Annotated in this window: 26 protein-coding genes; 12 read left to right on the forward strand and 14 right to left on the reverse strand. The window is 69.7% G+C overall.

Annotated features, from left to right (window positions below; all coding sequences use genetic code 11):
• Positions 1-1,108, forward strand: a 1,108-nt coding sequence (locus GXW78_RS06410; RefSeq protein ID WP_211867126.1) for a thiamine pyrophosphate-dependent enzyme, incomplete at its 5' end; no start/stop codon positions are given.
• Positions 1,109-1,287: 179 nt separating this feature from the next.
• Positions 1,288-2,424, forward strand: a complete 1,137-nt coding sequence (locus tag GXW78_RS06415) for a mandelate racemase/muconate lactonizing enzyme family protein (RefSeq protein ID WP_211867128.1) — start codon at positions 1,288-1,290, stop codon at positions 2,422-2,424.
• On the opposite strand, the gene GXW78_RS06420 is transcribed toward GXW78_RS06415, so the two are convergent.
• From GXW78_RS06420 to GXW78_RS06430, 3 genes are all read right to left on the reverse strand, one after another.
• On the reverse strand, positions 2,421-3,392 hold the full coding sequence (locus GXW78_RS06420; protein WP_211867130.1) for a Bug family tripartite tricarboxylate transporter substrate binding protein: 972 nt from the start codon (positions 3,390-3,392) through the stop codon (positions 2,421-2,423). The genes GXW78_RS06415 and GXW78_RS06420 overlap by 4 nt on opposite strands.
• A gap of 115 nt (positions 3,393-3,507) precedes the next feature.
• Positions 3,508-4,095 (reverse strand): histidine phosphatase family protein, encoded by a 588-nt coding sequence (locus GXW78_RS06425; protein ID WP_211867132.1) that lies wholly within the window; start codon positions 4,093-4,095, stop codon positions 3,508-3,510.
• Between the two features lie 154 nt (positions 4,096-4,249).
• The gene (locus GXW78_RS06430) at positions 4,250-5,953 is read right to left on the reverse strand and encodes a gamma-glutamyltransferase family protein (RefSeq protein WP_211867134.1); all 1,704 of its coding nucleotides are present in this window, start codon (positions 5,951-5,953) and stop codon (positions 4,250-4,252) included.
• 233 nt (positions 5,954-6,186) lie between these two features.
• Here GXW78_RS06430 and GXW78_RS06435 point away from each other — a divergent pair, with 233 nt between their 5' ends.
• The 7 genes from GXW78_RS06435 (at position 6,187) to phoB (ending at position 12,533) form a co-directional block, all read left to right on the forward strand.
• On the forward strand, positions 6,187-6,972 hold the full coding sequence (locus GXW78_RS06435; protein WP_211867136.1) for an enoyl-CoA hydratase-related protein: 786 nt from the start codon (positions 6,187-6,189) through the stop codon (positions 6,970-6,972).
• 278 nt (positions 6,973-7,250) lie between these two features.
• Positions 7,251-8,267, forward strand: coding sequence for a phosphate ABC transporter substrate-binding protein PstS (gene pstS / locus GXW78_RS06440; protein WP_211867138.1), 1,017 nt, complete (start codon positions 7,251-7,253; stop codon positions 8,265-8,267).
• Between the two features lie 64 nt (positions 8,268-8,331).
• A complete protein-coding gene (gene pstC, locus GXW78_RS06445; protein WP_211867140.1) occupies positions 8,332-9,300 on the forward strand; it encodes a phosphate ABC transporter permease subunit PstC in 969 nt (322 codons plus the stop codon).
• Positions 9,301-9,304: 4 nt separating this feature from the next.
• Positions 9,305-10,198, forward strand: coding sequence for a phosphate ABC transporter permease PstA (gene pstA, locus GXW78_RS06450; RefSeq protein WP_211867141.1), 894 nt, complete (start codon positions 9,305-9,307; stop codon positions 10,196-10,198).
• A gap of 17 nt (positions 10,199-10,215) precedes the next feature.
• Entirely contained in the window at positions 10,216-11,055 is an 840-nt protein-coding gene (gene pstB, locus GXW78_RS06455) for a phosphate ABC transporter ATP-binding protein PstB (RefSeq protein ID WP_211867144.1), read from the forward strand.
• A gap of 19 nt (positions 11,056-11,074) precedes the next feature.
• Positions 11,075-11,788 carry a phosphate signaling complex protein PhoU gene (gene phoU, locus GXW78_RS06460; protein WP_211867146.1) on the forward strand — a complete coding sequence of 238 codons (714 nt, stop codon included), beginning with the start codon at positions 11,075-11,077 and terminating at the stop codon, positions 11,786-11,788.
• 28 nt (positions 11,789-11,816) lie between these two features.
• The gene (gene phoB, locus GXW78_RS06465) at positions 11,817-12,533 is read left to right on the forward strand and encodes a phosphate regulon transcriptional regulator PhoB (RefSeq protein ID WP_211867148.1); all 717 of its coding nucleotides are present in this window, start codon (positions 11,817-11,819) and stop codon (positions 12,531-12,533) included.
• A gap of 269 nt (positions 12,534-12,802) precedes the next feature.
• Here phoB and GXW78_RS06470 read toward each other — a convergent pair whose 3' ends face one another.
• The 7 genes from GXW78_RS06470 to GXW78_RS06500 all read right to left on the reverse strand — a co-directional run bounded on the left by GXW78_RS06470 (position 12,803) and on the right by GXW78_RS06500 (position 18,764).
• Positions 12,803-13,246, reverse strand: coding sequence for a cupin domain-containing protein (locus tag GXW78_RS06470; protein WP_211867150.1), 444 nt, complete (start codon positions 13,244-13,246; stop codon positions 12,803-12,805).
• A 17-nt stretch (positions 13,247-13,263) separates the two neighbouring features.
• Complete coding sequence (locus GXW78_RS06475) at positions 13,264-13,974, reverse strand: ABC transporter ATP-binding protein (protein ID WP_211867152.1); 711 nt, start codon at positions 13,972-13,974, stop codon at positions 13,264-13,266.
• Entirely contained in the window at positions 13,974-14,726 is a 753-nt protein-coding gene (locus GXW78_RS06480) for an ABC transporter ATP-binding protein (protein ID WP_211867154.1), read from the reverse strand. The genes GXW78_RS06475 and GXW78_RS06480 overlap by 1 nt, the downstream gene beginning before the upstream one ends.
• Positions 14,719-15,645 (reverse strand): branched-chain amino acid ABC transporter permease, encoded by a 927-nt coding sequence (locus GXW78_RS06485; protein WP_211867156.1) that lies wholly within the window; start codon positions 15,643-15,645, stop codon positions 14,719-14,721. The genes GXW78_RS06480 and GXW78_RS06485 overlap by 8 nt, the downstream gene beginning before the upstream one ends.
• Positions 15,642-16,562, reverse strand: coding sequence for a branched-chain amino acid ABC transporter permease (locus GXW78_RS06490; protein WP_211867158.1), 921 nt, complete (start codon positions 16,560-16,562; stop codon positions 15,642-15,644). Before GXW78_RS06490 ends, GXW78_RS06485 begins: the two co-directional genes overlap by 4 nt.
• Positions 16,563-16,716: 154 nt before the next feature.
• Positions 16,717-17,898, reverse strand: coding sequence for an ABC transporter substrate-binding protein (locus GXW78_RS06495; protein ID WP_211867160.1), 1,182 nt, complete (start codon positions 17,896-17,898; stop codon positions 16,717-16,719).
• 41 nt (positions 17,899-17,939) lie between these two features.
• Complete coding sequence (locus GXW78_RS06500; protein ID WP_211867162.1) at positions 17,940-18,764, reverse strand: alpha/beta hydrolase; 825 nt, start codon at positions 18,762-18,764, stop codon at positions 17,940-17,942.
• A gap of 34 nt (positions 18,765-18,798) precedes the next feature.
• Here GXW78_RS06500 and GXW78_RS06505 point away from each other — a divergent pair, with 34 nt between their 5' ends.
• On the forward strand, positions 18,799-19,359 hold the full coding sequence (locus GXW78_RS06505; protein WP_211867164.1) for a nucleoside 2-deoxyribosyltransferase: 561 nt from the start codon (positions 18,799-18,801) through the stop codon (positions 19,357-19,359).
• Between the two features lie 21 nt (positions 19,360-19,380).
• On the opposite strand, the gene GXW78_RS06510 is transcribed toward GXW78_RS06505, so the two are convergent.
• Positions 19,381-20,154 carry an enoyl-CoA hydratase gene (locus GXW78_RS06510; RefSeq protein ID WP_211867166.1) on the reverse strand — a complete coding sequence of 258 codons (774 nt, stop codon included), beginning with the start codon at positions 20,152-20,154 and terminating at the stop codon, positions 19,381-19,383.
• Between the two features lie 97 nt (positions 20,155-20,251).
• On the opposite strand from GXW78_RS06510, the gene GXW78_RS06515 reads away from it, so the two are divergent.
• The gene (locus GXW78_RS06515; protein WP_211867168.1) at positions 20,252-21,532 is read left to right on the forward strand and encodes a metalloprotease; all 1,281 of its coding nucleotides are present in this window, start codon (positions 20,252-20,254) and stop codon (positions 21,530-21,532) included.
• Positions 21,533-21,621: 89 nt separating this feature from the next.
• Here the strand turns inward: GXW78_RS06515 and GXW78_RS06520 are convergent, their stop codons facing one another.
• From GXW78_RS06520 to GXW78_RS06530, 3 genes are all read right to left on the reverse strand, one after another.
• Positions 21,622-21,831, reverse strand: coding sequence for a DUF1127 domain-containing protein (locus tag GXW78_RS06520; RefSeq protein ID WP_211867170.1), 210 nt, complete (start codon positions 21,829-21,831; stop codon positions 21,622-21,624).
• 78 nt (positions 21,832-21,909) lie between these two features.
• The gene (locus GXW78_RS06525; protein WP_246521931.1) at positions 21,910-23,139 is read right to left on the reverse strand and encodes a flavin-dependent oxidoreductase; all 1,230 of its coding nucleotides are present in this window, start codon (positions 23,137-23,139) and stop codon (positions 21,910-21,912) included.
• Positions 23,140-23,199: 60 nt separating this feature from the next.
• Positions 23,200-23,394: a hypothetical protein gene (locus GXW78_RS06530; protein WP_211867172.1), complete on the reverse strand. Its 195-nt coding sequence runs from the start codon at positions 23,392-23,394 to the stop codon at positions 23,200-23,202.
• 136 nt (positions 23,395-23,530) lie between these two features.
• On the opposite strand from GXW78_RS06530, the gene GXW78_RS06535 reads away from it, so the two are divergent.
• On the forward strand, positions 23,531-24,517 hold the full coding sequence (locus tag GXW78_RS06535) for an MBL fold metallo-hydrolase (RefSeq protein WP_246521932.1): 987 nt from the start codon (positions 23,531-23,533) through the stop codon (positions 24,515-24,517).
• Positions 24,518-24,909: the final 392 nt, after the last annotated feature.

The following is a 24,909-nucleotide window of genomic DNA, read 5'->3' on the forward strand; positions in this document are numbered from 1 at the left end:
GGCGCTGCCGGCGGCGGTCGCCCGCCCTGCCCTGCCTGCGCCGGACGCTGTCGCCGTCGCGGCCGCGCGGCAGGTCCTGGCGCGGGCGCGGCGGCCCGTCGTGGTCGCCGGATTGGAAGCAGTGGATGCGGCCGACGAACTTCGCGCCCTGGTCGCCGCTCTCGGCTGCCCGGCGCTCGTCACCTACAAGGCCAAGGGCGCGATCGCGGATGCCGACCCGCACTTTGCCGGCATCTTCACCTGCGGCGCGGCGGAAGGGCCGGTGCTCGATGCCTGCGACGCGGTCATCATGGTCGGCGCCGATCCGGTCGAGTTCATCCCGAAGCCCTGGCGCTGGCCCGTACCGATCATCGAGGTGGCGACGGCGCCGCGGACCCTGCCCTACGCCGCGCCGGAAGCCGCGCTGTCGGGCGCGATCGCGCCGGCGCTGGATGCGCTGGCTGGCGGCGTCACGCGCAGCGAATGGGACGCGCCGTCGATCGCCGCGCTGCGCGAGGCCTGGCTGCTCACGCTCGCTAACGATCCGAGGCAGGGCGGCGGCATCGGGCCGCAGCGCATCGTCGAGATCACCCAGGCCGCCTGCGGGAAGGCCGGCTTCGATCCGCGCGTCGCTGTGGATGCGGGCGCCCACATGTTCCCCGCGACGACCTTCTGGCAGTGCAGGCGGCCTGGCGACCTGCTGATTTCCAATGGGCTCGCGACGATGGGCTTCGCGCTGCCGGCCGCCATTGCGGCGGCGCTCCACGACCCTGGGCGCGGTGCGCTCGCCTTCACCGGCGATGGCGGCCTGCTGATGGGGCTCGGTGAATTGGCGACGGCGGCGGTGCTGGGCGTGAAGCTGGTTGTCGTGGTGTTCAATGACGCCACGCTCTCGCTGATCGACATCAAGAAGGAGAAGCGCGACCTGCCCACGGGCGCACTGGGCTGGCCGCGCGCCGACCTGGCGGCTGCGATGCGGTCGATGGGGGGCATCGGGCTGACCGCCAACACCGAAGCGGAACTCGCCGAGGCCGTCGCGGCCGCTTGCGCCGCGTCAGGCCCGGTGCTGATCGATGCCGCCGTCGATCCATCTGGCTATCCGGCCCAGATCAAGGCGCTGCGCGGGTAGCGGAGCGCCGGGCCGATCCACGGGCGGTTCCTCGCCGGGGCCCGTGGGCGCCGTCTTCGCTCGCCGTGCCCTCACGGCAACCGCATCGCCGCAAAGCGCGCCGGCGTCTGGCTGACCTCGATTTGCAAACGGCCTGCCCGGCTGGCAGCGTCAGCGCAACGATGGAGGACAGCGCAACCATGAAGATCGTCGACGTCGAGGCTTTCCCGACCTCCTTTCCCCTGCCGCCGGGTGGCCCGAAGCTCGGGATCGGCCAGGCGGTGAAGCGCGATGCGGTGATGGTGAAGGTCACCACCGAGGACGGCATCGTCGGCTGGGGCGAAAGCCATCATGGCCGGGCACATACGGCGATCGCGACTCTGATCCGCACGACGCTGCGGCAATTGGTGCTGGGCATGGATGCCTTCGACACCACGGGCATCAATGCGCGGATCTACAAGTACCAGCTCGCGAGCCACGGCATGGGCGCGGGCTGCGCCATGGCGATGTCGGGGCTCGACATGGCGATCTGGGACGCCAAGGCGAAGGCGCTGAAGCTGCCGCTGTACCGGTTGCTCGGCGGGTCGTCGCGGCCGGTGCCGGCCTATGCCGGCGGCGTCGCACTCGGCTACCAGGACCCGGCCGCGCTGATCGATGAGGCCGCGCCGCACATGGAAGCCGGCTACAGGGCGGTGAAGCTGCGCGTCGGCGACACGGTGAAGGACGACGTCGCACGCATGGAGGCGGTGCGCACCGCCTTCGGCGAGGCGGTAACCATCCTGACCGACGCCAATATCGGCTACTCCATCGACCAGGTGCGGCAGGTGATGCCGGAGATGGACCGGCTCAACATCGGCTGGCTGGAGGAACCCTTCCCCGCCCACGACCATCATCTCTACAGCCAGGCCCGCGGCTACGGCACCACGCCGCTCGCCGCGGGGGAGAACCACTTCACCCGCTACGAGTTCACGCGCGTGCTCGAGGACGGCGTCATCGCCATCTGGCAGCCCGACCTGTCGAAATGCGGCGGCATCACCGAGGCACTGCGGATCGCGGGCATGGCGAGCGCCTTCAAGATCCCGATCCACCCGCACTCGTCCATGACTGGGGTGAACCAGGCGGCGTCGATCCACTTCCTCGCCGCGATCGAGAATGGCGGGTATTTCGAGGCCGATATCTCGAAGGCGAACAAGTTCCGTGACGAGCTCGGCAGCGCGCCGTGGAAAATCGGCACGGATGGCAATGTGCGGCCGAACGAGGCGCCGGGCATCGGCGTCGAGATCGACGAGGGCTTCCTCGCCGCGCATCCGGCGATCGAGGGGCCCGGCTACGTCTAGAGAGAGCGGTTGCGCGTCGCGGCGAGCACGATGGGTTCCCACTTCTCGCGTTCCGCCGCGCCGCGCGCCGCGAACTCCTCCGCCGTCGAATGCAACGTCGCCATGCCTTCGCGGGCAAAGGCGGCGATCACGTCGGTATCGGCGGTCGCGGCGTTGATCGCGCGGTTCAGCCGCGTGATGGTCTCGGGCGGCGTGCCCGGCGTGGTGAGCACCGCGAACCAGCCGCTGACCAGGAAGTCCCGGTAACCGAGTTCGACCATCGTCGACACCTCCGGCAGCACCGACAGCCGCTCGGGCGTCGGCGCGGCGAGCGCCCGCAACTTGCCGCTGCGGATATGCGGCAGCGCCGTCGGCGTGGTCGCGAAGCAATAGTCGATGCGGCCGGCGAGGAGTTCCATCACGGCCGGGGCCCCGCCACGGAAGGGAACGGAGATGGTCGAAAGGCCCGCATCCTTGTCGAGCAGCAGGGCCGCGAGCCAGGGGCTCGACCCGATGCCGGGATGCGCCCAGCTTAACTCGCCGGGCCGCGCGCGGGCGGCGGCCACCAGTTCATCGACGCTGCGCCAGGGGCGGTCGGCCGGGACGACCAGGACGGTCATCACGTCTGCGACCAGCGACACCGGCGCAAGGTCGCGCATCGGCTTGATCGGGAAGTCAGGCTCGGCGATCGAGTTGATGATGATCGTGCCCATGTTGCCGGTGGTGACGGCGGTGCCGTCGGGAATGGCGCGCATCACGGGGTCGAAGACGAGCATCCCACCCCCGCCCCCGCGATTTTCCACCACGACGTTCTGGCCGAGGCGCGTGGACATGCCCGGCGCGATCAGCCGGGCGGTCATGTCCTGCGAGCCGCCGGCGGCGGAGCCGACCAGCATGCGGATTGGGCGTCCGCCGCCCGCCTGGGCGCGGAGCGAGGCAGGGGCGGCAAGCGTCAGGGCAGCGCCCTGCAGCAGACGTCGCGTGATCATGGTGTTTTCCTCCCGCGCGGTACGGGTGCGCCGCACCACGACCGACCGATCGGTCGATTAGACGCCGCGGGCCTCTGCCAACGCAAGCAAGGCGCGCGGCCTCGCGCGGCAGTGATCAGGTCGCTGCGGCGAGGATCACGTCGGGTGCGAGGATGCGGCGCAGCGCGAAGCCGTCCGGCGGTTCGGGCTGCACGATGGCGACGCCGTTCTCCGGAAACTCCTGCTGCGACAGCGGACGGCCCAGTACCAGGGCGAGCTTCTGGATATGCCCGACCAGCAGCGTGTTGGTGCCCGCCGCCGGCGCCGCTGTCAGCGCACGCCGTAGCGACGCTGCGGCCGCCGCCACATCGACGGTGTAGTCATCCGCGACGAGGTCCATCGTGACGTCGACGGGCATCCCGCGCGCCATGATCGTCGCGGTGTCAGAGGCGCGGAAGACGGGGCTTGATCGAACCGCCCTGATCGGGATCGCCAGCCGTGCGAAGGTGGCGGAGACCTGCTCGGCCAGCCTGATGCCGGCCAGCGAGAGGTTGCGCTGTCCGGCGCGATCGCCAAGCCGCCCCGTATCCACCTGGCTGCGGTCGGTGACGCCGTGCCGCATGTACAGTACGAAGCCACCGCTGCGCAGCTCAGCGACCCAGTCGGGCACGGCGGCACTCGCCGGCGCCGCCAGCGCCAGCAAAGCCAGGCTGCGACGCAGCATCACGCGATCCCCCCAAACGGTTTCGACCGCGTGGCGCGAGCGACATCGGCACGCGTCTCCGTCATCGTGACGAAGGCACGACGCCCGCCGATCGCCTCGCGCTCCATGGTGGACGCGCCGCGCTCACCGGGGCACATCATGGGCAGGCTTCGCCTCACCCGGCGATGGCGTAGGCCGGGCGGCGCGGGTCAGCCCCGGCGCGGACGAGGCCCGCCTTGGGGTCGGACATCACCGCCTCGACGCTGCCGGCGAGCCAGGTGATCTCGGGCCACTCCTTCACCTCATGCCCCCGCGCGGTCAGTTCGTCGCGCACGGCCTGGGGAATGCGAGCCTCCGCGGCGACGCGGGCGGGGAAGTAGTCGAAGGGCGCGAAGGAGGACGGGAAGGCATAGGAAGCGATGCGCGGCGCCTCGATGGCCTCCTGCAGTTCCATGCCGAAATGGAACACGTTCAGCATGACCTGCAGCATGGCCTGGATCTGCACGTCGCCGCCCGGCGTCCCGAAGGGCATGACGCCGCCATCTTCCGTGACAAGCATCGCCGGGTTCGGCGTCAGCCGCGGCCGCTTGCCCGGCGCGACACCGGACGGATGCGCCGGGTCGGGGCGCGACTGGCTGCCGCGGTTGGACGGGATCAGCCCCAGCCCCGGCACGACCGGCGAGTTCCACGACCCGTCCGAGGGCGTCGCGCTGAAGGCGTTGCCCCAGCGGTCCACCACGGCGACGTAGGAGGTATCGGCCTCGACCTTCGGCAGGTCGGTGCGCTGCGGGCCATCGGCCGGCGTGCCCTGGCCGAGCAGCGGCTCATACATGGACGGGTGGGCGCGCTGCGGGTCGATCTGCCGTAGCCGGGCGTCGAGATGCTCCGGCGACAGCAGCCCGTCGAGCGGCACCTGCGTGTAGAGCGGGTCGCCGAAATGGTATTCGCGGTCGGCCATCGCCGCCTTAACGCATTCGGTCAGCAGGTGAAGGTAGTCGGCGGAATTATGCGCCATGCCGGAGAAGCCGGCGCGTTCCATCAGCAGCAGCGCCTGGGCGAGTGCCGGCCCCTGGCACCACGGGCCGCAGGTCAGCAGCGTATGGCCGCGCCACGGGCGGGCGACGGCGGGTTCCAGACGGGAGCGGAAGCCGGCCATGTCCTCCATGGACAGGAAGCCGCCCTCGGCCTGGATGAAATTCACGATCTCCCGCGCGATGTCGCCGCGATAGAAGGCCGCGTGGGCCGCGGCGAGGCCCGCCATGCGCCCGCCCTTGGCGGCGGCGCGGCGTTCCTCGTCGACCATATAGGAGAGCGTGCGGGCGAGGTCGGACTGCACGAAGCGCTCGCCCACCTTCGGCGGCGCGCCGTTGGGCAGGAAGATCGCGGCGTTGGACGGGTAGCGCGCGTAGTCGGCCTGATGCAGCGCGACGGTCTCGGCCAGCAGCGGGAAGACGGCGTAGCCCTCCCCCGCATAGCGGATGGCGTATTGCGCGACGTCGCCGAAGCTCATCGTGCCGTGGCGTTCCAGGGCGGTGATCCAGGCGTCGGGCGCGGCCGGCACGACGGTGCGGCGGACGCCGGACGGGATCTTGCCGCCATGTTCGCGCATGAAGATGTCGGGCGGCAGGGAGCGCGGCCAGTGGCCGAGGCCGGCGATCGTCTCGACCGTGCCGTCGGCAAGGCGGATCATGATGGGTGCGACGCCGGCGACGTTGACCAGGTCCGGCAGCACCACGCCGAGCGCCATGCCGGCCGCACAGCCCGCATCGATGGCGTTGCCGCCGGCTTCCAGCACCGCGGCGCCGGCCGAGGCGGCAAGGTAATGCCCCGCCGAGACGGCGTGACGCGGACCGGAAAGCGTGGGGCGGCTGCTGGCCATGGCTCGGGCGCTCCTATTGACCCGGCGGAGCCTCGGCGCGCTGCGACCATGCGTCAACGGTGACTTGGCGGGACGCCTCGCCGCGGCAAGGATGCGGTTGCTTGAGGGACGCGCCAATCCGGCGCATCCCGGCACGGCCCGCATCTCGCCCGGCCACCCATCCAGCATGCTGTCATGGGGTGACCGGATGGGGTGCGGACCGGTGCTGCTCTTCACGACAAGGACGTACCGCCATGGCCGACCCCGTATTGCTGTCGATCGACGATCGCGGCATCGCCACCGCCACGCTCAACAAGCCCAGCAAGGGCAATGCGTATGACGAGGATCTGCTCGGCGCGCTGATCGCCGGGCTGGACAAGCTGCATGACGATGACAGCGTTCGTGCGCTGGTGATCCGCGGGGCGGGCAAGCATTTCCAGGCCGGGGCCGATCTCGACTGGCTGGCGAAGGCCGCGACCTATGGGCCGGAGCAGGCCTATGTCGCGTCGATGGCGACGACGACGGCCATGCAGAAGCTGAACGAGTTCCCGAAGCCGACCTTCGCCCTGGTCCATGGGGCCTGCTTCGGCGGCGGCTGCGGCGTGGTGTGCTGCGTGGATGTCGCGATCGCGACCCCGGACGCCATCTTCGGCCTCACGGAAGTGCGAGTCGGCGTCGCGCCCACCCCCATCAGCACGCATATGGTCCACGCCATGGGGGTCCGGCAGACTAGGCGCTACGCGATCACGGGGGAACGCTTCGATGCCGCGGAGGCGCTGCGGATCGGGCTGGTGCATGAGGTGGTCGCCGCGGACAAGGCCGATGCGCGACTCGCCGAGGTGATCGACCAGACCATGCTGTCCTCACCGACTGCCATTGCCATGACCAAGGACTCGTTCCTTGGGGCCAATGGGCTGAAGCTCTCGGCGCGCGAGATGTCGTTGCTGGCGCATGAATCCTGGATGCAGCGGGCCTCGGCCGAGGGCCGCGAGGGACTTGCCGCGTTCCGCGAGAAGCGGCGCCCGAACTGGTATCGCTAAGCGCGGAAGGGCGGTGCCGTTGCACCGCCCGCCGTACCAAATTCGTTTCGATGTAGCTACTTGCCCATCCAGCGGGCCGGAACGAGGTACGTGATGCAGCCTCCGGTTGCAGTCCGGCGCGGCGCTGCGCAACGTGGGGATGACTGCGGCAATTGTCGCAGGGTCTGTCATCGAACCATCATAAATTTGCAATCGGGAGGTCTTTCACCCCGCCTAGAAGCCGCCGCGTCGGTGCCTCCCTCGCGGGGTGCTGCTGTCACACGCATGGAGTAACTCTTATGAACAGGCGGTCCCTCCTCCTTGGCGCCGGCGCGGCGCTGGCTCTCCCCGTCGTCGCGCGCGCCCAGGCTGCGCAGATCACCGGCGCCGGCGCGTCCTTCCCCAACCCGGTCTATCAGAAGTGGGCCGAGGCCGCCCGTGGGCCGACCAACATCCAGCTGAACTACCAGTCGGTGGGCTCGGGTGCGGGCATCAACCAGATCCGCAACCGCACCGTCGATTTCGGCGCCACCGACGCGCCGCTGTCCGCGCAGCAGCTGACCGAAGCCAACCTCCTGCAGTTCCCGACGGTGATGGGCTCGGTCGTGCCGATCATCAACGTCCCGGGCATCGAGAACGAGCAGCTCCGCCTGAACGGCGAAGTGCTGGCCGAAATCTTCCTCGGCAAGATCACCCGCTGGAACGACGCCAAGATCACGGCCCTGAACCCGGGCGTGAACCTGCCGGCGCTCGCGATCGCCCCGGTCTACCGTGCGGACGGTTCGGGCACGACCTTCGTGTTCACCTCCTACCTCACGGCGGTGTCGGCCGATTGGCGCGGTGGCCCGGGCTCGGCGACCTCGGTGCGCTGGCCGGTCGGCAACGGCGCGCGCGGCAATGAAGGCGTCGCGGGCGGCGTGCGCAACACGCGCGGCGGCATCGGCTATGTCGAGAACGCCTATGCCACGACGAACCGCCTCGTGACCGTGCAGCTCCGCAACAAGGCCGGCAACTTCGTGCGCCCGACGATGGACAACTTCCTCGCGGCCGCGTCGAACGCCGACTGGTCGGTGCCGGGCTTCGCGGCGAACATCATCGATCAGGCCGGTGCGAATTCCTGGCCCATCGTGTCCCCGACCTTCATCCTGCTGCCGACCAACCCGCAGGATGCGGCCCGCAGCGCCGCGGTGCGCCGCTTCTTCGACTGGGCCTTCACCAACGGCGACAACCTGGCCCGCGAGCTGGAATACATCCCGCTGCCGGACGCGACGAAGACCGCGATCCGCCAGGCCTGGACGCGCCAGTTCGGCGCCTGATCCAGACGGGGCCCGGCCGATCGGCCGGGCCCCTTTTCCTCCCCCCTCGTGACGGGCCAATGACGTGAGCCAGGCAGCCACCGCGACCACCCCATTGCCGGCCACCGCGCGTCGCGGCGGCAATATCGGCGACATCATCTTCGAGTGGGCCTGCAAGGGCTCGGGTCTCCTCGTCCTGGTGCTGCTCGGCGCCATCATCGTGGAGCTCTTCATCGCCGGCCTGCCGGCGTTCCGCGCCTTCGGCCTCCAGTTCATCTGGTCCACGGAATGGGACCCGGTGCGGGAGGTGTTCGGCGCCGGCGTCTCGATCTACGGAACCATCGTTACCGCCATCCTCGCCATCGCCTTCGCGGTGCCGCTCGCCTTCGGCGTCGCCTTCTACCTGACCGAGCTCGCACCCACCTGGCTGCGCGGCCCGGTGGGCACGGCGATCGAGCTGCTGGCCGCGGTGCCCTCCATCATCTACGGCATGTGGGGCTTCTTCGTGATCGCCCCGGCATTCGCCGCACATCTCCAGCCCTGGATCATCGACAATTTCGGTGAACTGCCGCTGGTCGGCTTCCTGTTCCAGGGCGCGCCCTTCGGTACCGGTATCTTCACCGCGGCCTTCATCCTCGCGATCATGATCCTGCCGTTCATCGCGGCGACCATGCGCGACGTCTTCCTGCAGGTGCCGCCGGTCTACAAGGAAAGCGCCTACGGCCTCGGCGCCACCACCTGGGAAGTGATGAAGGGCGTCGTGCTGCCCTATACCCGCGTGTCGGTGGTCGGCGGCGTCATGCTCGGCCTCGGCCGCGCGCTCGGCGAAACCATGGCGGTCACCTTCGTCATCGGCAACGCGAACCGGATCAGCACCTCGATCTTCGGGCCGGGCAACACCATCGCCTCGCTGATCGCGCTCGAATTCGGTGAGAGCGAGACGGGCAGCCTCAAGCTCTCCTCGCTGCTGGCGCTCGGCTTCATCCTCTTCGTGCTGTCCTTCATCGTCCTGGCAACCTCACGCTACCTGCTGCGCTCGCGGCTGAAGGCCTGATCCGATGAGCATCTCCCTCACCGCAGGGGCCGTTCCCGGTCCCCGCAAGGACCCCGAGGTCGCGGCCGCGCTCGGCCGGCGTCGCAAGCGGACGAACACGATCATCCGTGCTCTCTGCGTCGGCGCCACGCTGATCGGCCTCGCCTTCCTCGCCTCCATCCTGATCACGCTGACCTATCGTGGCTTCGAAGCGATGTCGGTGCGGGTGTTCACGAACGTCACGGCGCCCCCGGGCTCCGAGGGCGGCTTGCTGAACGCCATCGTGGGCAGCCTGATCCAGGCCTCGCTCGGCACCGCCATCGGCACGCCGATCGGCATGCTGGTCGGGACCTACCTCGCCGAATACGCCAAGGGTTCGAAGTTCGGGAACCTGGTCCGCTTCGTCTCGGACATCCTGCTCTCCGCGCCCTCGATCCTCGTCGGCCTCTTCGTCTACCAGATCCTGGTGCTGCCCTTCGGCGGCTTCTCGGGCTGGGCCGGCGTCGTGGCGCTCGCGATCATTGTCATCCCCGTCGTGGTGCGCACCACCGAGGACATGCTGACGCTGATCCCGAACACGCTGCGCGAGGCGGTGATCGGCCTCGGGTCGCCCAAGTGGAAGATGATCGTCCTCATCTGCTGGAAGTCGGCGATGTCGGGCATCATCACCGGCATCCTGCTCGCCGTCGCCCGCGTGGCTGGTGAGACGGCGCCGCTGCTGTTCACCTCGCTCGGGAACAACGCCTGGTCGACCAACCTGTCCGCGCCGATGGCCAGCCTGCCGGTGACGATCTACTCGATGGCGGGCTCGCCCTTCGAGGACTGGATCGCCCTGGCCTGGGCCGGCGCCCTGCTGATCACGCTGAGCGTACTCGCCCTTAACGTCCTGGCGCGCAGCGTCCTGCGCACCCGCAAGTGAGCGGAAGGAAAGACCCCATGTCCAGCACGACCGAGACCGGCGTGGCCGACACCGCGAGCCAGAGCTTCGGAGGCGTTCAGGCGCGCTCCGAGGTGGCCCTGAATGCACCGCGCATCGCCATCAAGAACCTCGAGTTCTTCTACGGCGACAACCGCGCCCTGAAGGGCATCGACTTCCTGATCCCCGACCGCCAGGTCACGGGCATGATCGGCCCGTCGGGCTGCGGCAAGTCGACCCTGCTGCGCGTGCTGAACCGGATGTACTCGCTCTACCCCGGCCAGCGCGCCACCGGCGAGGCGATGATCGACGGCATGAACATCGTCGCCCCCGATGCCGACCTGAACGCGCTGCGCGCCAAGATCGGCATGGTGTTCCAGAAGCCGACGCCGTTCCCGATGACGATCTACGAGAACATCGCCTTCGGCATCCGGCTGCACGAGAAGCTGTCGCGTGCCCAGATGGATGAGCGCATCGAATGGGCCCTGTCGCGCGCGGCGATCTGGGACGAGGTGAAGGACCGGCTCGACGCCTCCGCCCTCGGCCTGTCGGGCGGCCAGCAGCAGCGCCTGTGCATCGCGCGCACCATCGCTGTGCGCCCGGAAGTCATCCTGTTCGACGAGCCGACTTCGGCGCTCGACCCGATCTCGACCCTGAAGATCGAGGAGCTGATCGACGAGCTGAAGCGCGACTTCACCATCGTGATCGTCACGCACAACATGCAGCAGGCGGCGCGCTGCGCGGACCAGGTGGCGTTCTTCTACCTCGGCGAGCTGATCGAGGTGGCGCCGGCGGCGCAGATGTTCACCGCGCCGAAGCATCCCAAGACCCAGGAATACATCACCGGCCGCTTCGGCTGAGCGGCGGGAGGACCACGACATGAGCGAACACATCGTACGCAGCTACGACGAGGACCTGCGCAAGCTGCGCGACATGACCGCCCGCATGGGCGGCCTGGCCGAGCGCCAGGTGGCCGATGCGACGCGCGCCCTGGTGCGCCGCGACACGGAGCTCGCCTCCGAGGTGGTGCAGCGCGACGTGCAGATCGATGCGCTGGAGCGCGAGATCGAGGCCTTCTGCGTGAAGCTGCTCGCGCTGCGGCAGCCGATGGCGGCCGACCTGCGCGTCATCATCGCGGCGATGAAAGCGTCGAACGACCTGGAGCGCATCGGCGACTACGCCGCCAACGGCGCGAAGCGGTCGATCGTGCTGGCCTCCCTGCCTTCGATCGGCAGCCTGAACGGCTTCGAGCGCATGGCGCATCTCGTGCAGGAGAACCTGAAGGCGGCGATGGACGCCTTCGTGAACAGTGACGCCGAGGCCGCCCACCGCGTTTGGGAGGCCGACGAGCCGATCGATGCGATCTACAACGGCATCTTCCGCGAGCTGCTGACCTTCATGATGGAAGATCCGCGCAACATCTCCGCGGCGACCCACATGCTGTTCATCGCGAAGAACCTGGAACGCATCGGCGACCACACCACCAACATCGCCGAGCGCATCTTCTACGCCGTGCGCGGCGACAGCCTGCCCGACGACCGCCCCAAGGCCGACCAGTCGGCCTATGCGGTGGTTCGGCCGGCCGGCGAATAAACTCGAGACAAGGGTTCGGGAGACCTAGATGGCAGAGGCCTATTCCACCCTCGCCAAGCCCACCATCCTGGTGGTCGAGGACGAGGCGCCGTTGATGACCCTGCTGCGCTACAATCTGGAGAAGCAAGGCTTTAAGGTCGAAGAAGCCGCCGATGGCCAGGAGGCGCTGCTGCGCGTCTCCGAGGCCCGGCCGGATCTCGTGCTGCTGGACTGGATGCTCCCTGCCCTGTCGGGCATCGAGGTCTGCCGGCAGCTCCGCCGCCGCCCGGGCACGCGCGACCTGCCCATCATCATGGTCACGGCGCGCACCGAGGACCAGGACGCCGTGCGCGCCCTGGACACCGGCGCGGACGACTACATCGCGAAGCCCTTCGTGATGGACGCGCTGCTCGCGCGCATCCGCGCGCTGCTCCGCCGGTCCGGCGGCGCGGCCACGAAGGGGACGCTGACCTATCGCGACCTGACCATGGATCAGGACTCGCATCGCGTCAGCCGCAACGGGCGGGCCCTGCATCTGGGGCCGACCGAGTACCGCCTGCTGGAGTTCTTCCTGCAGCATCCGGGCCGGGTCTTCACGCGCGAGCAGATGCTCGACGCCGTGTGGGGCCGCGACATCCATGTGGAGCCGCGCACGGTCGATGTGCACATCCGCCGGCTGCGCAAGGCGATCAACGGCGAGCACGAGGTGGACCTGATCCGCACCGTGCGTTCCGCCGGCTACGCACTGGACGCCGAGGACCACTGAGGGCACTATTGGAGAGGGGCTTTGCCCCTCTCCAAACCTCACCCCACCAGGATGCTGGGCATCCTGGACCGCATTCTGTTGGCGGTGCGCGCGGCGGTCACGTAGACAATGTCAAGGACGGGCATGGCGCGGAGCAGTCTGCAGCCGGGCTGCGCGTGTTGAGCCCAAGCAAAACGAATCGGCGCGCCGCTTTTGGATCGCGCCGGATCTCACCGTCCGGTATCGTCGCTTCGGCCGCTCAGCGGTTCCATCAAGCCTCTCGCCGAACCTCACCCTGGCGGGGGCAGGAACTCCACCTCGTGTTCCGCCGCGATCCGCACCACCTCGGCCGGGTCCGCCACATTGTGGATGCGCGTGAACAGTCGGTAGAGGTCCCGCGCCGGGCTGACCCAGAACAGCGCGCGTACCGGCGCCCCGGATTTGTTGAAGATGCCGTGCATGATGCCGGCCGGCATCCGGATCAGATCACCCGGCCCGGCTGAAGCGGGCTGGCCGTCCAGCACCAGGTCGAACCGACCTTCCAGCACGCGGATGAACTCGTCCTGCGTCGCGTGGATATGGGGGGGCACGAAGGTCCCATCCGGGAACAGCGTGTCGAAGGCGAAGCAGGACTCGCCATGGGCGACGGGCTTGTAGGTCTGGCCGAGGATGTTCCAGACGATGCCATCCAGGCCCTCGCCGGCCGGCGTCACGCCGGCGGTCAACGCGTTCATGTCCTGCTCTCCCTGACCTAGACGTGAAGATAGGTGTCGCGCACTTCGGGCGCGGCCGAAAGGGCTTCGCTGCTGCCGGTCCAGACCACCCTGCCCTTTTCGACCACCACATGCCGGTCGGCGAGGCGCTGGAGGGCAGCGAGGTTCTTGTCGATCAACAGGATGGCCAGCCCCTCGGCGCGAAGCTGCGCCAGCACGGCCCAGATCTCGGCGCGGATCAGGGGGGCCAGGCCCTCCGTCGCTTCGTCCAGGATCAGCAGGCGCGGGTTGGTCATCAAAGCGCGGCCGATGGCGAGCATCTGCTGTTCGCCCCCTGACAGGCGGGCGCCGAGGTTGCGGCGGCGCTCGGCCAGGCGGGGGAACAGCGCGAGCACGGCCGGCAGCGTCCAGCGCGGCGCCCCGCCGGCCCGGTTGGCGGCGGTCGCGACCAGATTCTCCTCGACCGTCAGAGTCGGGAAGACCTGTCGGCCCTCCGGCACCAGGCCGATGCCGCGCTGGGCGATGCGGAAGGGCGGCAGGCCGGTGATATCGGCGCCGTCCATTGCGATCCGGCCGTCCTGGGGCTTCAACAGGCCCATCACGGCGCGCACGGTCGTCGTCTTGCCCATGCCGTTGCGGCCGAGCAGCGTGACCACCTCCCCGGCACCGATCATGAATGACATGCCGTGCAGCACGCGACTGCCGCCGCCACCGCCATAGCCGGCGACGAGGTTCTCGACCGCCAGCATCAGGCGTCGTCCTCGCCGAGATAGGCGGCGCGAACCTCGGCATTGCCGCGGATCTCCGCGACGCTGCCGGTCGCGATGACGCGGCCATAGACCAGCACCGAGATACGATCGGCCAGCGCGAAGACGGCCTGCATGTCATGTTCGACCAGCAGGATGGTGTAGCGGGCCTTCAGGCGCGTCAGCAGGGCGACCAGCCGTTCGGTCTCCTCCGGCCCGGCGCCGGCGAGCGGTTCATCGAGCAACAGCAGGCGCGGCTGCGTGGCCAGCGCGATCGCCAGTTCCAGCGCGCGCTTCTCGCCGTGCGACAGGGCGCCGGCCGGGACCGCGGCACGGTCGCCGAGGCCGACTTCCCCCAGCGCGGCCATGGCGGCGTCGTTCAGGGCGCGCTCGGATGCGGCGGGGCGGAAGAAGCGGAAGGAGGAGCCGTCCCGCGCCTGAGCGGCCAGCGCGACGTTCTCCAGCGCCGAGAAGCCGGCGACGATGCTGGTGATCTGGAAGCTGCGCGCCAGGCCGGCGCGGGCGCGGCGCGGCAGGGACAGGCGCGTGATGTCGCGCCCGGCGAAGTCGATGCGTCCGGAATCCGGCAGGACCACGCCGGTGATCTCATGGATCAGCGTCGTCTTGCCCGCGCCGTTTGGGCCGATCACGGCGTGGATCTCTCCGGGCCGCACGTCGAGCGAGACGCCGTCGGTCACGGCAAGCCCGCCATAGTGCTTGCGCAGCCCCGTCAGGCGCAGCAGCGGCTCAGCCATGGCGCCGATGCACCAGCCCGGACAGCCCGTTGCGCATGGTCAGCACCGCGATCACCAGCAGCGGCCCGAAGATCATGCGCCAATGCGGAGTGATCTCGGCCAGCCAGGTCTCCAGCAGCACGAAGACCACCGCGCCGAGCATCGCACCCCACAGGCGCCCGATACCGCCCAGGATGACCATGAACAGCAGCTCGCCCGACCGCTGCCAGGAAAGGATGGCGGGGGAGACGAACTCGGTCGCATTGGCCAGCAGCACGCCGGCCACGCCCGCGATGGCGCCCGCAATGACATAGGCCGTCAAGCGAAAGGGATAGGGCGCAAGGCCGATCGCCTCCACGCGCTGCGCGTTCTCCCGCGCCGCACGAAGCACGCGGCCGAAGCGGGAGGCGAGCAGCATCGCACACACCGCCCAGGTCAGCGCTAGCGCGCCGAGCACGATGTAGTGGAAGGCGAGCCGGTTCTCGAGCAGCCGTGCTCCGGCGACCTCTGTACGGCTGTAGAGCGTGTAGCCGTCATCGCCGCCATAGGCCGACAGCGACGACGCAGTGAAGAACGCCATCTGCCCAAAGGCGAGCGTGATCATGATGAAATGCACGCCGCTGGTGCGGATGGCGATGGCACCCGTCAGCAGCGAGAACAGCGCCGCCGCGACGATCGCGACCGGCAGGACGATGGCCGCTTCCGTCACGCCCTGCGCATCCAGCACCACCACCGCATAGGCGCCGACGCCGACCGCGGCGGCATGGCCGAGGCTCGCCAGCCCCGCCCCGCCGACCAGGAAGGACAGCGACACCGCCGCCATGGCGAGGATCATGATCCGCGCCATCAGCGTCGTCTCATAGGACGATGCGAAGCCCGCGACGGGCGCAAGCGCCAGCGCGGCGAGCACCGCCAGCGGAAGCCAGTTGCGACGGATCATGCCCGGACCGGGAACAGCCCCGCGGGGCGGAAGGCGAGGATCGCGGCCATCGCCACATAGACCAGCATCGAGGCCAGCGCCGCGCCCGTCTGCCGGGCGGACGACGCATCGAGGAACAACCGCATCAGGTCCGGCATCAGCGACTTGCCGAGCGTGTCGATCAGCCCGACCAGCAGCGCCGCGATGAAAGCCCCGCGGATCGACCCGATCCCGCCAATCACGATGACCACGAAGGCGAGGATCAGCACGTTGTCGCCCATGCCCGGCTCGACCGAGAAGATCGGTCCGGCCAGCACCCCGGCGAAGCCCGCCAGCATCGCCCCGAAGGCGAAGACCATGGTGAACAGCCGGTTGATATCGATGCCGAGCGCCGAGACCATCGGCGCATTGGTCGCCCCCGCGCGCACCAGCATGCCGGCGCGGGTGCGCTCCACCAGCCACCACAGGCCGCCTGCCGTGACGATGCCCGCCCCCAGCACCGCGATGCGATACAGCGGGTATTGCAGGCCGGGCATGATCTCTACCCCGCCTTCCAGCAGCGCAGGGATCGGCGATTCCAGCGGTGCGGCGCCCCAAACGAGCTTCACGCCCTGGTTGAGGAACAGGATGACGCCGAAGGTCGCCAGCACCTGGGACAGATGGTCGCGCACATAAAGATGCCGGAACACCAGCACTTCCAGCAGCAGCCCGGCCAGCAGCGCCGCCGGCAGCGCCAGCAGCAGCCCCCACCAGAAGGACCCCGTCGCCGCGGCCAGCGAGGCGCCGAGATAGGCGCCCAGCATGTACTGCACACCATGGGCCAGGTTGATGAAGTCCATCACCCCGAACACCAGCGTCAGCCCTGCGGCGACCAGGAAAAGCAGGATGCCGAGCTGCAGCCCGTTCAGCGCCTGCACCAGAAGCAGCTGGGTGGTCACGCGGCGCGCCCTGGCGGCGGCGCTGCATGGGCGCGCCCCGGTGGCGTCGTGGCGCGCTCGCGACTGGCTCGCACCGTGGTCTGCTCGTGCGCGTCGGCCGTTCCTGGGTGCCGGCCGGCGACGGCGAGCCTCGCCAGCCGGCGCGCGACCGGCGTCAGCGCATGCGGCATTCGGCGGCCCAGGGATCGACCGCGTTGCTGAAGATCTTCCGGTCGGTCTGCGTCTCCAGCTTGCCGTCAGCGCGGCGGCCCACCTTCAGCAGCCAGAAATCCTGCACCGGGTAGTGGTTCACGCCGAAGGCGAAGGGGCCGCGCACCGAGCGGAAGTCGGCGGCCTTGATCGCGGCGCGCAGAGCGTCCTTGCCGGCGAGGTTGCCGTTCACCCGGCGGATCGCGGAATCGAGCAGCATCGCCGCGTCATAGGCCTGCGCGGCGTAGGTCGCCGGCACCGCATTGTGCGCGGCGATGTAGTCGGTCACGAACTTCACGTTCTGCGCGTTGTCCATGTTCGGCGCCCAGGACGCCGCCGAGTAGAAGCCGAGCGCCGCGTCGCCCTGTGCCGGCAGCGTCGCCTCATCCACCGTGAAGGTGGACAGGAACGGGATGTTCGCGAGCCCCGCCTGCCGGTACTGCCGCACGAGGTTTACGCCGAGCCCGCCCGGCATGAAGGTGAAGATCGCATCCGGCCGCGATGCCGCGATCTTCGCGAGCTCGGCCGAGAAATCGAGCTGGGTCAGCGGGACGAACACCTCGTCCACCACCTCCCCCTGGAACTTCGACTTGAAGCCGGCGACGGCGTCGCGCCCGGCCTGGTAGTTCGGGACCATGACGAAGACGCGGCGATAGCCGGCATCCTGCGCCGCCTGGCCCATCACCGAATGGACCTGGTCGTTGTTGTAGGAGGTGGTGAAGAAGTTCTGGTTGCAGCCGCGCCCGGCGAAGGTGGACGGGCCGGCATTGGTGCTGATCAGGATGGTGCCGGATTCCGTCACCGGACGGATGATCGCCTGCAGGATGTTCGAAAACACCACACCGACGACGAAGTCCACGCGGTCGCGTTCCAGCGCGGCACGGACCTTGGTCACCGCCACATCGGGCTTCAGCTCGTCGTCGATGATGACGGTCTCGGCAGTCAGCCCGCCGAGCTTGCCGTCCAGGTGCCGCAGCCCGAGCGCGAACCCATCCTTCAACTGGTTGCCGAGCGCCGCCTGCGGACCGGTCTGCACCGCCACCACGCCGATCTTCACGCCGCCCGCCGGCTGGGCATGGAGAATGGCGGGCGCGGCCAGCAGCGCCGTGGTCCCGCCCAGAAGCCCGCGCCGTCCGATCCCGATCATGGAACTCTCCCCGGATTCACGCTCCTGTTAAGCGCGATCCGTCAGGCGGGCGCAAGCCGCCCCGCCATGTCGGCAGCGAAGGACACCAGGGCGTGGCCGGGGTCCGGGAAGAGGTCGAGCACCGTGAAGTGGTTGGCGCCCGGGATTTCTTCCCCGCTGGCCCTCCAGGCGGCGGCGAAGGCGTGGGTCTGGCGGATGAACTCCGAGCTTTCCGCCCCGCCGACCACGGCGTGAAGGTCACCGATCGCCGGGCGGAGATACCGCGGGGACAGCGCCTGCGCCTCGGCCGGCGACAGGTTGAGCCCGCGCCCGACGGAGGTGCCGAGCAGCGGTTCCAGTTCGAAGACGCCGGAGACCGGAAGGGCCGCGCCGACCAGCCGTTCCGGCAGCGCCGGGTCGATGGCGCGCCAGTCCGTCGCCATCAGCATGGCGGCGAGGTGCCCGCCCGCCGAATGCCCCGCTACCAGCAATCGCTGGCCCGTCCGCCGGTGCAGGGCAATGCAGGCAGCCCGCATCTGGTCGGCGATCCGCGCGAGCGGCACGGTGGGGCACAGGTCGTAGGACGGCACCGCCACCGTCACGCCGCGCGTCGCGAGCCCCCTCGCCCAGTGGCTGCCGAAGGATTTGTCGAGCGCCTGCCAGTAGCCACCATGGATGAACATCGCGACGGGGCCGGGCGCCTTCGCCTCGAACAGGTCGAATCGCTCGCGATCGCCGGCGCCATAGGCGATGTCGAGCGTGCTGCGCGGCCATTCGGCGCGGAAGGCGGCGGCGTCGCGGGCCCAGCCGGCGATGATCGCCGCGCTGTCCGCCACCCGCGCACGGTTGTTGTACTCGGCTTCCAGGTCCATCCGGGCATTCCGCATGGCGCGGCGGCACCCGGCAAGGCAGGATCGGCGGATGCGCGTCTACCTCGCCGGCCCCGAAGTCTTCCTGCCCGATGCGCTCGACATCGCGGCGGCGAAGAAGCGCATCTGCGCGGCACATGGGCTGGAAGGCGTATTTCCGCTGGATACGCCGCCCGCCGCGCCGCCCGCGGACCGGCCGTATTGGATGCGCATCTATCTCGGCAACGAGGCGCATATCCGGTCCTGCGGCGCCCTGATCGCGAACCTCACCCCCTTCCGCGGCCCGTCAGCCGACGCGGGAACGGTGTTCGAACTGGGGTTCATGAGTGCGCTGGGCCGGCCCGTGATGGGCTACAGCAACGAAGGCGCCGAGTTCCTGGCGCGCACCCGCGACTTCCTCGGCGCCGAGGCCCGGCAGCGACAGGATGGCGGGTGGGAGGATGCGGAGGCGATGGGCCTCGAGGATTTCGGGCTGGCCGACAACCTGATGATCGATGGTGGGATCGAGGCGGCGGGCGGCGTGTTCGAACGCTTCGAAGCCGCGCGGGCTCGGCGCTGGCGGGACTTCACCGCGTTTGAACGGTGCTGCGAGCGATTGCAGGCACGCCGATAGGGGCGCGCCGCCGGTGGAACCTCACCCGCCCTTCTTGCGCGCCATGAAACCGCCGAGCATTCGCGTCGGCTCATCCGTCTGCCAGGACGCGGCGAAGGCGCCGATCCCCGCCTCGATGCCCTGACTGATCGTCAGATCCTCCCAGCGCCGGATCAGGGCCTTCTGGGACCGGATCGCTTCCGGCCCGGCTTCCAGCAGCAAGTCGATCCAGGCATCGACCGCGCTATCCAGCGCATCCGGCGCGACGACGCGCTCCACCAGGCCCCATTCCAGCGCCTCCGCCGCGCCGATCGTCTCGGCCAGCAGCAGCAGGCGGCGGGTGCGGCCCCAGCCGATCAGGCCGGGCAGCAGCGCGGCCTCGACGACCGACGGAATGCCCACGCGAACCTCCGGCATGCCAAACTTCGCGGCGTCGGAGGCGATGCGCAGGTCGCAGGCGGCCGCGATCTCCAGCCCCGCGCCGAGGCACCATCCGTTCACCCGCGCGATCACCGGTACGGGGCAGCCGCGCACCGCGCGGCAGCAGCCATGGACCAGGCGGATGAAGGCCTCGCCGCCCGGCGGGTCCTGCACCGCGGCCATCACCGAGATGTCAGCGCCGCCGATGAAGGCGCGCGGGCCGGCGCCGGTCAGCACCACGGCGCGCAGCGACGGATCCTCGCCGAGCGTCTCGAAGGTCGCCGCGAATTCCTGCATCAGTGCCGGGTTTAGCGTGTTCAGCTTGGCGTCGTGATCCACCGCCACATGCGCGACGCGCCCATCATGCGAGCGTCGCACCGTCATCCGTCCGGCCATGCCTGATCCTCCCTGAGTGGCGCACATGCTGCCCGGCGTGCCGCGCCGCGCAAGGGGCGGCGTTGACGCCGCGCACGGTGGTGGCGAGAAGGCCGGCGTGAGTACCCAGATCATCCTCCTCCTCATCCTGTTGGTCGGTGTGGCGGTGTTGCTGCTGCGGCCGCGCAAGCATCTCCGCATCGACCAGACCTACCGGATCGCACCGGAGGATCTGTGGGAACTGGTCGTGCCTTCCCCGCACCGCCCCAATCCGTTCGAGAGTATCGAACGCTATGAATGGCACTCGGAGACGGACGCGCTGGTGTTCTATCGCCACGGGCTGACGGCGCGGCTGGCGCAGCGGACGGACCATTCGCAGGGTCGCGTCGAGCAGGTGCTCGACCTGCTCGACCGGGCCGGACGGGTGGCCGAGCGGATGACGTGCCAGGTCGCGCTGATGCAGGAACCGGCCGGTACGCGGTTGGTGATGGACATCTTCTTCCAGCGGCTCGGCAGCGGCGGACCGGCGCATTGGCTGACAACGCTGTTCCGCCCCCTGACGGCGCGTTCCCTCCGCATGCAGATCGAGCAGGCCATGGAACGCAGCGGCGCGCGGGCGCGGTTCGAGGCGCAGCACGGCGAGCCGCCGGCGCCGCGCAGCCTGCTGGGCATGCGGCTGTCGCGCGGGGCGCTGGCCTTCGCTGTCATCGCCGGCGCCTGGTGGTCGTGGGAGTTCGGGCCGTGGCTCACCCTGGCCCTGATGGTCGGGCTGGTCGCGCATGAGACGGGTCATGTGGCGGTGATGCGCGCCTTCGGCGACCGCACCAGCGCCTTCTACTTCGTGCCCTTCCTCGGCGGCGTCGCGGTGGGGCGGATGCGGCACGGGCAGGACTGGCAGCATGCGGCGATGGTGCTTGGCGGGCCGCTCGCGGGGCTTGCCTCGGCGCTCGTGGCGGCGCTGCTCGGTTGGATGGCCGGCAGCGACTACCTGCTCGGCTGCGCGTTCTTCTTCGCCGTGCTGAACCTGTTCAACATGGCGCCGTTGCCGCCGCTGGATGGCGGGCAGTTGCTGATCCTGGCCCTGCGCCCCTTCCTGCCGGCCAGGCTGGTGCCGCATGTCACGACCGCGCTGCTCGGCGTGAGCTGCGCGCTGCTGCTGTGGCACGGCTGGTGGCTGCTCGGCGTGCTGGTGAGCGGGCTGGTCGCCATCGCGCTGGCCCAGCCGGGTGCAGCCCGGATCCCGGACCGACCGGCGCTCACGCGCGGCCAGTCGGTCGTGCTGGTGGGTATAGGGCTCGCGCTGGCGGCCAGCCTCTGGGGCATCATGCAAGGTCTGACCGACGCGACACCCGTGCGCACGTATTTTGCCGCGCTGGTCGAGGGGCCTTTCGCGCAGTAGAGCATCCGCGTTCGCTTGCGCCCACGCGACCGGCGCACTTTCCGTTTGGCGGGCACCCTCGCCCGCCCGGACGCGATCGGCTCTCGCCGTCAGTGCCGCCAGAACGGCTTTCCCGCTTCCTGCGCCGCGTCATCCGGCGTGACACCGATGTCGCGCAGCAGCCGTGGCTCAAGCGCGGCAAGCGCCGCCCGCTGCGCGCGGCGCTCCAGCGCCCGGGCCAACAGGGCGACGAATGCAGGCAGGCCGGCCCGCGCGCGCGGCTGACGCACCGTCATCCAGGTTTCGCTGTGCGTGGTCATCCTGCTCTCCTGCTTCGCGTCGCGGGCAGGATGCGTCGTCGTTCCGGCGGATGGTGCGGAAACGGCCGAAGCGTGGCGCTATCCCGGCGCGGCGAACCCGGCCATCTGCGCGTAGCCGCCGGCAATGGCGGCCAGCTCCGCGCCTGCGATCACGTCCTCGATGCGCTCGAAGCCATCAGGCGCGCGCGCCGAGACGACATCGACGACGCGTTCCGGCCCGCCGTGCCGGTTGCTGCGCACGATCTCCGCTGTCTTAGGCAGGCGTTCGGCCTCGTAGGCAGCAAGTGCGGCGGTCGCATCGCCGCCTGCCAGCAGCGATGCGAGGCAGCGCGCATCGAGCACCGCCTGGGAGGCGCCGTTCGATCCCACGGGATACATCGGATGCGCCGCATCTCCGAGCAGCGTGACCCGCCCCCGCGTCCAGAACGGCAGCGGGTCACGGTCGCACATCGGGTACTCCCAGAAGGCTGGCGTCGCCCGCACCAGCGCCTCGACATCCAGGAAAGGGATGCGGAAGCGCCCGACATGTGGCAGCACCTCCGCAAGGCTGCCGGGACGCGACCAGTCCTCCCGCCGGGGCGGTGGCTTCGTCGCGTCGCCGATCTGCGCGCAGACGACCCAGTTGGTCAGCCGCGTTGCCGGCGTGCTGCCGCCAGCGATCGGATAAAGCACCAGCTTCTCGGTCATGTCGCCGGCGACGATCATGGTGTCGCCGCCCTCGAAGGCCGGCCAGTCGACGGCGCCGCGCCACATCTGGATGCCGTTCCAGCGGATGCCGCCATCGTCGGGATGCAGCGCCGCGCGCAACACGGAATGGATGCCGTCGGCACCAATCAGCACGTCGCCACGGGCGGTCCGGCCGTCGGCGAAGCGCGCGGTCACGCCGGCATCGTCCTGCTCGTAGGCGGCCAGCCGCGCGCCGGTGACGAGCGCCTCCGGCCCCAGCCGGTCGCGCGCGGCCTGCCACAGTGCCTCATGCAGATGGCCGCGATGGATGGAGAATTGCGGGACGTCGTGCCCGGCCCAGGTGCCCCGCTGCTCGACCCAGATCTCCTGGCCGAAGCGGTTCAGATAGCGCAGCTCGCGCGTGCGCACGGCGACCGCATCGAGCGCGGGCAGCAGGCCAAGCGCGGCGAGTTCGCGGATCGCATGCGGCAGGGTGTTGATGCCGACGCCCAGTGGCCGGACCTGCTCCGCCGCCTCGAACACCGTGCTGGATATGCCGCGTTCGTGCAGCGACAGCGCGAGGGCGAGCCCGCCCACGCCCCCGCCCGCGATCAGGACGCGCATGTCAGCCTCCGACGCCATGCCGGCGGGGTAGCGCCGGGACCCTGGCGGAGCAAGAGATCCAGAATGGCCGTGGCGTGCCTAAGGCCGAATCTCGGTCGCTTCCTCGCCCGCCTCCGGTTCCTCCTTCGGCCAGGCGCTTCGCGCCTTGCCGCGGCGCTTCGCCACCGCGCAGGCCAGCACGGCAGCGCCCGCGACCGCAGCCCCGCTTGCCGCCGCCGCGGCGGTGAGCAGAGCTGCGCCGGCCAGACCCACACCCATGATCCGTAACAGCATGCGATCCTCCCTGGCCCATCACGCGAGCATGAGCATGCGCGTTACACGTCATGCTGGCATTTCGCGTGGCGGAAACGATAGCGTCTCGGCGCGGCGCCGCCCACCCGCGTGGCAGCGCCGGTGGGAGAAACGCATCATGTCCATGAACCGTCGCGCCCTTCTGGGCGCCGGGCTTGCTGCCGCCTCACTGCCACTGTTCCGCGCCGAAGCCGCGGCCCCCTTCGTCGGGCGCGGCGCGCCCGCCTGGTACCGCTTCAAGCTCGGCGAGTATGAGGTGACCGTCATCTCCGACGGCGCACTGCCGCTCGGCAAGGCGGATGAAGCCTTCGTCGGGGCCCGGCCCGGCGAGGTCAACGCCATGCTGACGGCGAATTTCCTCGACCCCGCAAACGCCCTGCTGGAACAGAACGCGCTGGTGCTGAACACCGGCCGGCAGCTCATCCTGTTCGACACCGGCATGGGCGAGAGCATGGGGGCCGACAGCCGGATGTTCGGCCCCACAACGGGACGCCTGCTGCGCAACATGCGCGATGCCGGCATCGACCCGGCGCAGATCGACCTCGTCGTGCTGTCCCACGCCCATTGCGACCATTGCTGGGCGCTGGTGGACGCCAACGGCAACCGCAACTTCCCCAACGCCCAGGTCGCCATCTCGGAGGCCGACCTGCGGTACTGGACGGATGAGGGCAATATCCGCGGCCCCGCCTTCATGGGCCCCTTCATCCGCGGGGCGGCCAAGAACCTCAACGCCTATCGCGACCGCATGGTGATGGTGCAGGACGGGCGCGAGGTGACGCCGGGAGTGACCGCCGTTTCGGCCCCGGGCCATACCGTCGGCCATACCATCTACACCATCAGCTCCGGCCCCAATGTGATGGTCTATACGGGCGACCTTGCGCACCATCACATCCTGCTGCTGCAGCGGCCGATGCTCGAATTCGCCTATGACACGGACCCGAAGCAGTCGGCGCAGACCCGGTCGCGCGCGCTCGAGGTTTTCGCGACCGACAGGCCGCTGGTGCTGTCCTACCACTTCCCCTGGCCGGGTGTGGGCAGGGTGGCCAAGCAGGGCGAGGGCTATGCCTGGATGCCGGCGCCGATGGATGTGACGAGCCTCGGTTAAAGAGCGCTCGGCTTCGGCGCCGGGAGAACTGGAGGGGCCTTGCCCCTCCAGGCCCCCCACCAAAGGCCGAACGGCCTTTGGAAGCTTCGACCTGGTACCGTGCGCCGCCGTCAATATTCGAGGCCTCGATGCCGCTTTGCGCGCCGGGAGCATGCAGCGTGGCCGGTGCGGCCGCCTGTCCGGGACGCCAGCACCCAGGCCTCCTACTCACGTTGTCGGTCCTGCGTCAGTGAAGCTCAGGCGGTTCGGGCAGCGGCCCCCGATCTTCCATGACCGTGGTGCCAGACACGGGCCCCAGCGGAGCGCAACAGACCCGCGCCCGGCCCCCGGGCTTGCCGCCCCTGTCCTGGCAGTGCAATTTCCGCCCGCATCGGCCGCCCCTGCCCGGGCGC

Source organism: Neoroseomonas terrae (assembly GCF_018129025.1).
Lineage (GTDB): Bacteria > Pseudomonadota > Alphaproteobacteria > Acetobacterales > Acetobacteraceae > Neoroseomonas > Neoroseomonas terrae.

Excerpts from the sequence above, each read along its gene's own strand:
- GXW78_RS06415 (WP_211867128.1), top strand. The coding sequence starts at position 1,288 with ATGAAGATCGTCGACGTCGAGGCTTTCCCGACCTCCTTTCCCCTGCCG.
- GXW78_RS06420 (WP_211867130.1), bottom strand. The coding sequence starts at position 3,392 with ATGATCACGCGACGTCTGCTGCAGGGCGCTGCCCTGACGCTTGCCGCC.
- GXW78_RS06425 (WP_211867132.1), bottom strand. The coding sequence starts at position 4,095 with ATGCTGCGTCGCAGCCTGGCTTTGCTGGCGCTGGCGGCGCCGGCGAGT.
- GXW78_RS06430 (WP_211867134.1), bottom strand. The coding sequence starts at position 5,953 with ATGGCCAGCAGCCGCCCCACGCTTTCCGGTCCGCGTCACGCCGTCTCG.
- GXW78_RS06435 (WP_211867136.1), top strand. The coding sequence starts at position 6,187 with ATGGCCGACCCCGTATTGCTGTCGATCGACGATCGCGGCATCGCCACC.
- pstS (WP_211867138.1), top strand. The coding sequence starts at position 7,251 with ATGAACAGGCGGTCCCTCCTCCTTGGCGCCGGCGCGGCGCTGGCTCTC.
- pstA (WP_211867141.1), top strand. The coding sequence starts at position 9,305 with ATGAGCATCTCCCTCACCGCAGGGGCCGTTCCCGGTCCCCGCAAGGAC.
- pstB (WP_211867144.1), top strand. The coding sequence starts at position 10,216 with ATGTCCAGCACGACCGAGACCGGCGTGGCCGACACCGCGAGCCAGAGC.
- phoU (WP_211867146.1), top strand. The coding sequence starts at position 11,075 with ATGAGCGAACACATCGTACGCAGCTACGACGAGGACCTGCGCAAGCTG.
- phoB (WP_211867148.1), top strand. The coding sequence starts at position 11,817 with ATGGCAGAGGCCTATTCCACCCTCGCCAAGCCCACCATCCTGGTGGTC.
- GXW78_RS06470 (WP_211867150.1), bottom strand. The coding sequence starts at position 13,246 with ATGAACGCGTTGACCGCCGGCGTGACGCCGGCCGGCGAGGGCCTGGAT.
- GXW78_RS06475 (WP_211867152.1), bottom strand. The coding sequence starts at position 13,974 with ATGCTGGCGGTCGAGAACCTCGTCGCCGGCTATGGCGGTGGCGGCGGC.
- GXW78_RS06480 (WP_211867154.1), bottom strand. The coding sequence starts at position 14,726 with ATGGCTGAGCCGCTGCTGCGCCTGACGGGGCTGCGCAAGCACTATGGC.
- GXW78_RS06485 (WP_211867156.1), bottom strand. The coding sequence starts at position 15,645 with ATGATCCGTCGCAACTGGCTTCCGCTGGCGGTGCTCGCCGCGCTGGCG.
- GXW78_RS06495 (WP_211867160.1), bottom strand. The coding sequence starts at position 17,898 with ATGATCGGGATCGGACGGCGCGGGCTTCTGGGCGGGACCACGGCGCTG.
- GXW78_RS06500 (WP_211867162.1), bottom strand. The coding sequence starts at position 18,764 with ATGCGGAATGCCCGGATGGACCTGGAAGCCGAGTACAACAACCGTGCG.
- GXW78_RS06505 (WP_211867164.1), top strand. The coding sequence starts at position 18,799 with ATGCGCGTCTACCTCGCCGGCCCCGAAGTCTTCCTGCCCGATGCGCTC.
- GXW78_RS06510 (WP_211867166.1), bottom strand. The coding sequence starts at position 20,154 with ATGGCCGGACGGATGACGGTGCGACGCTCGCATGATGGGCGCGTCGCG.
- GXW78_RS06520 (WP_211867170.1), bottom strand. The coding sequence starts at position 21,831 with ATGACCACGCACAGCGAAACCTGGATGACGGTGCGTCAGCCGCGCGCG.
- GXW78_RS06525 (WP_246521931.1), bottom strand. The coding sequence starts at position 23,139 with ATGGCGTCGGAGGCTGACATGCGCGTCCTGATCGCGGGCGGGGGCGTG.
- GXW78_RS06530 (WP_211867172.1), bottom strand. The coding sequence starts at position 23,394 with ATGCTGTTACGGATCATGGGTGTGGGTCTGGCCGGCGCAGCTCTGCTC.
- GXW78_RS06535 (WP_246521932.1), top strand. The coding sequence starts at position 23,531 with ATGTCCATGAACCGTCGCGCCCTTCTGGGCGCCGGGCTTGCTGCCGCC.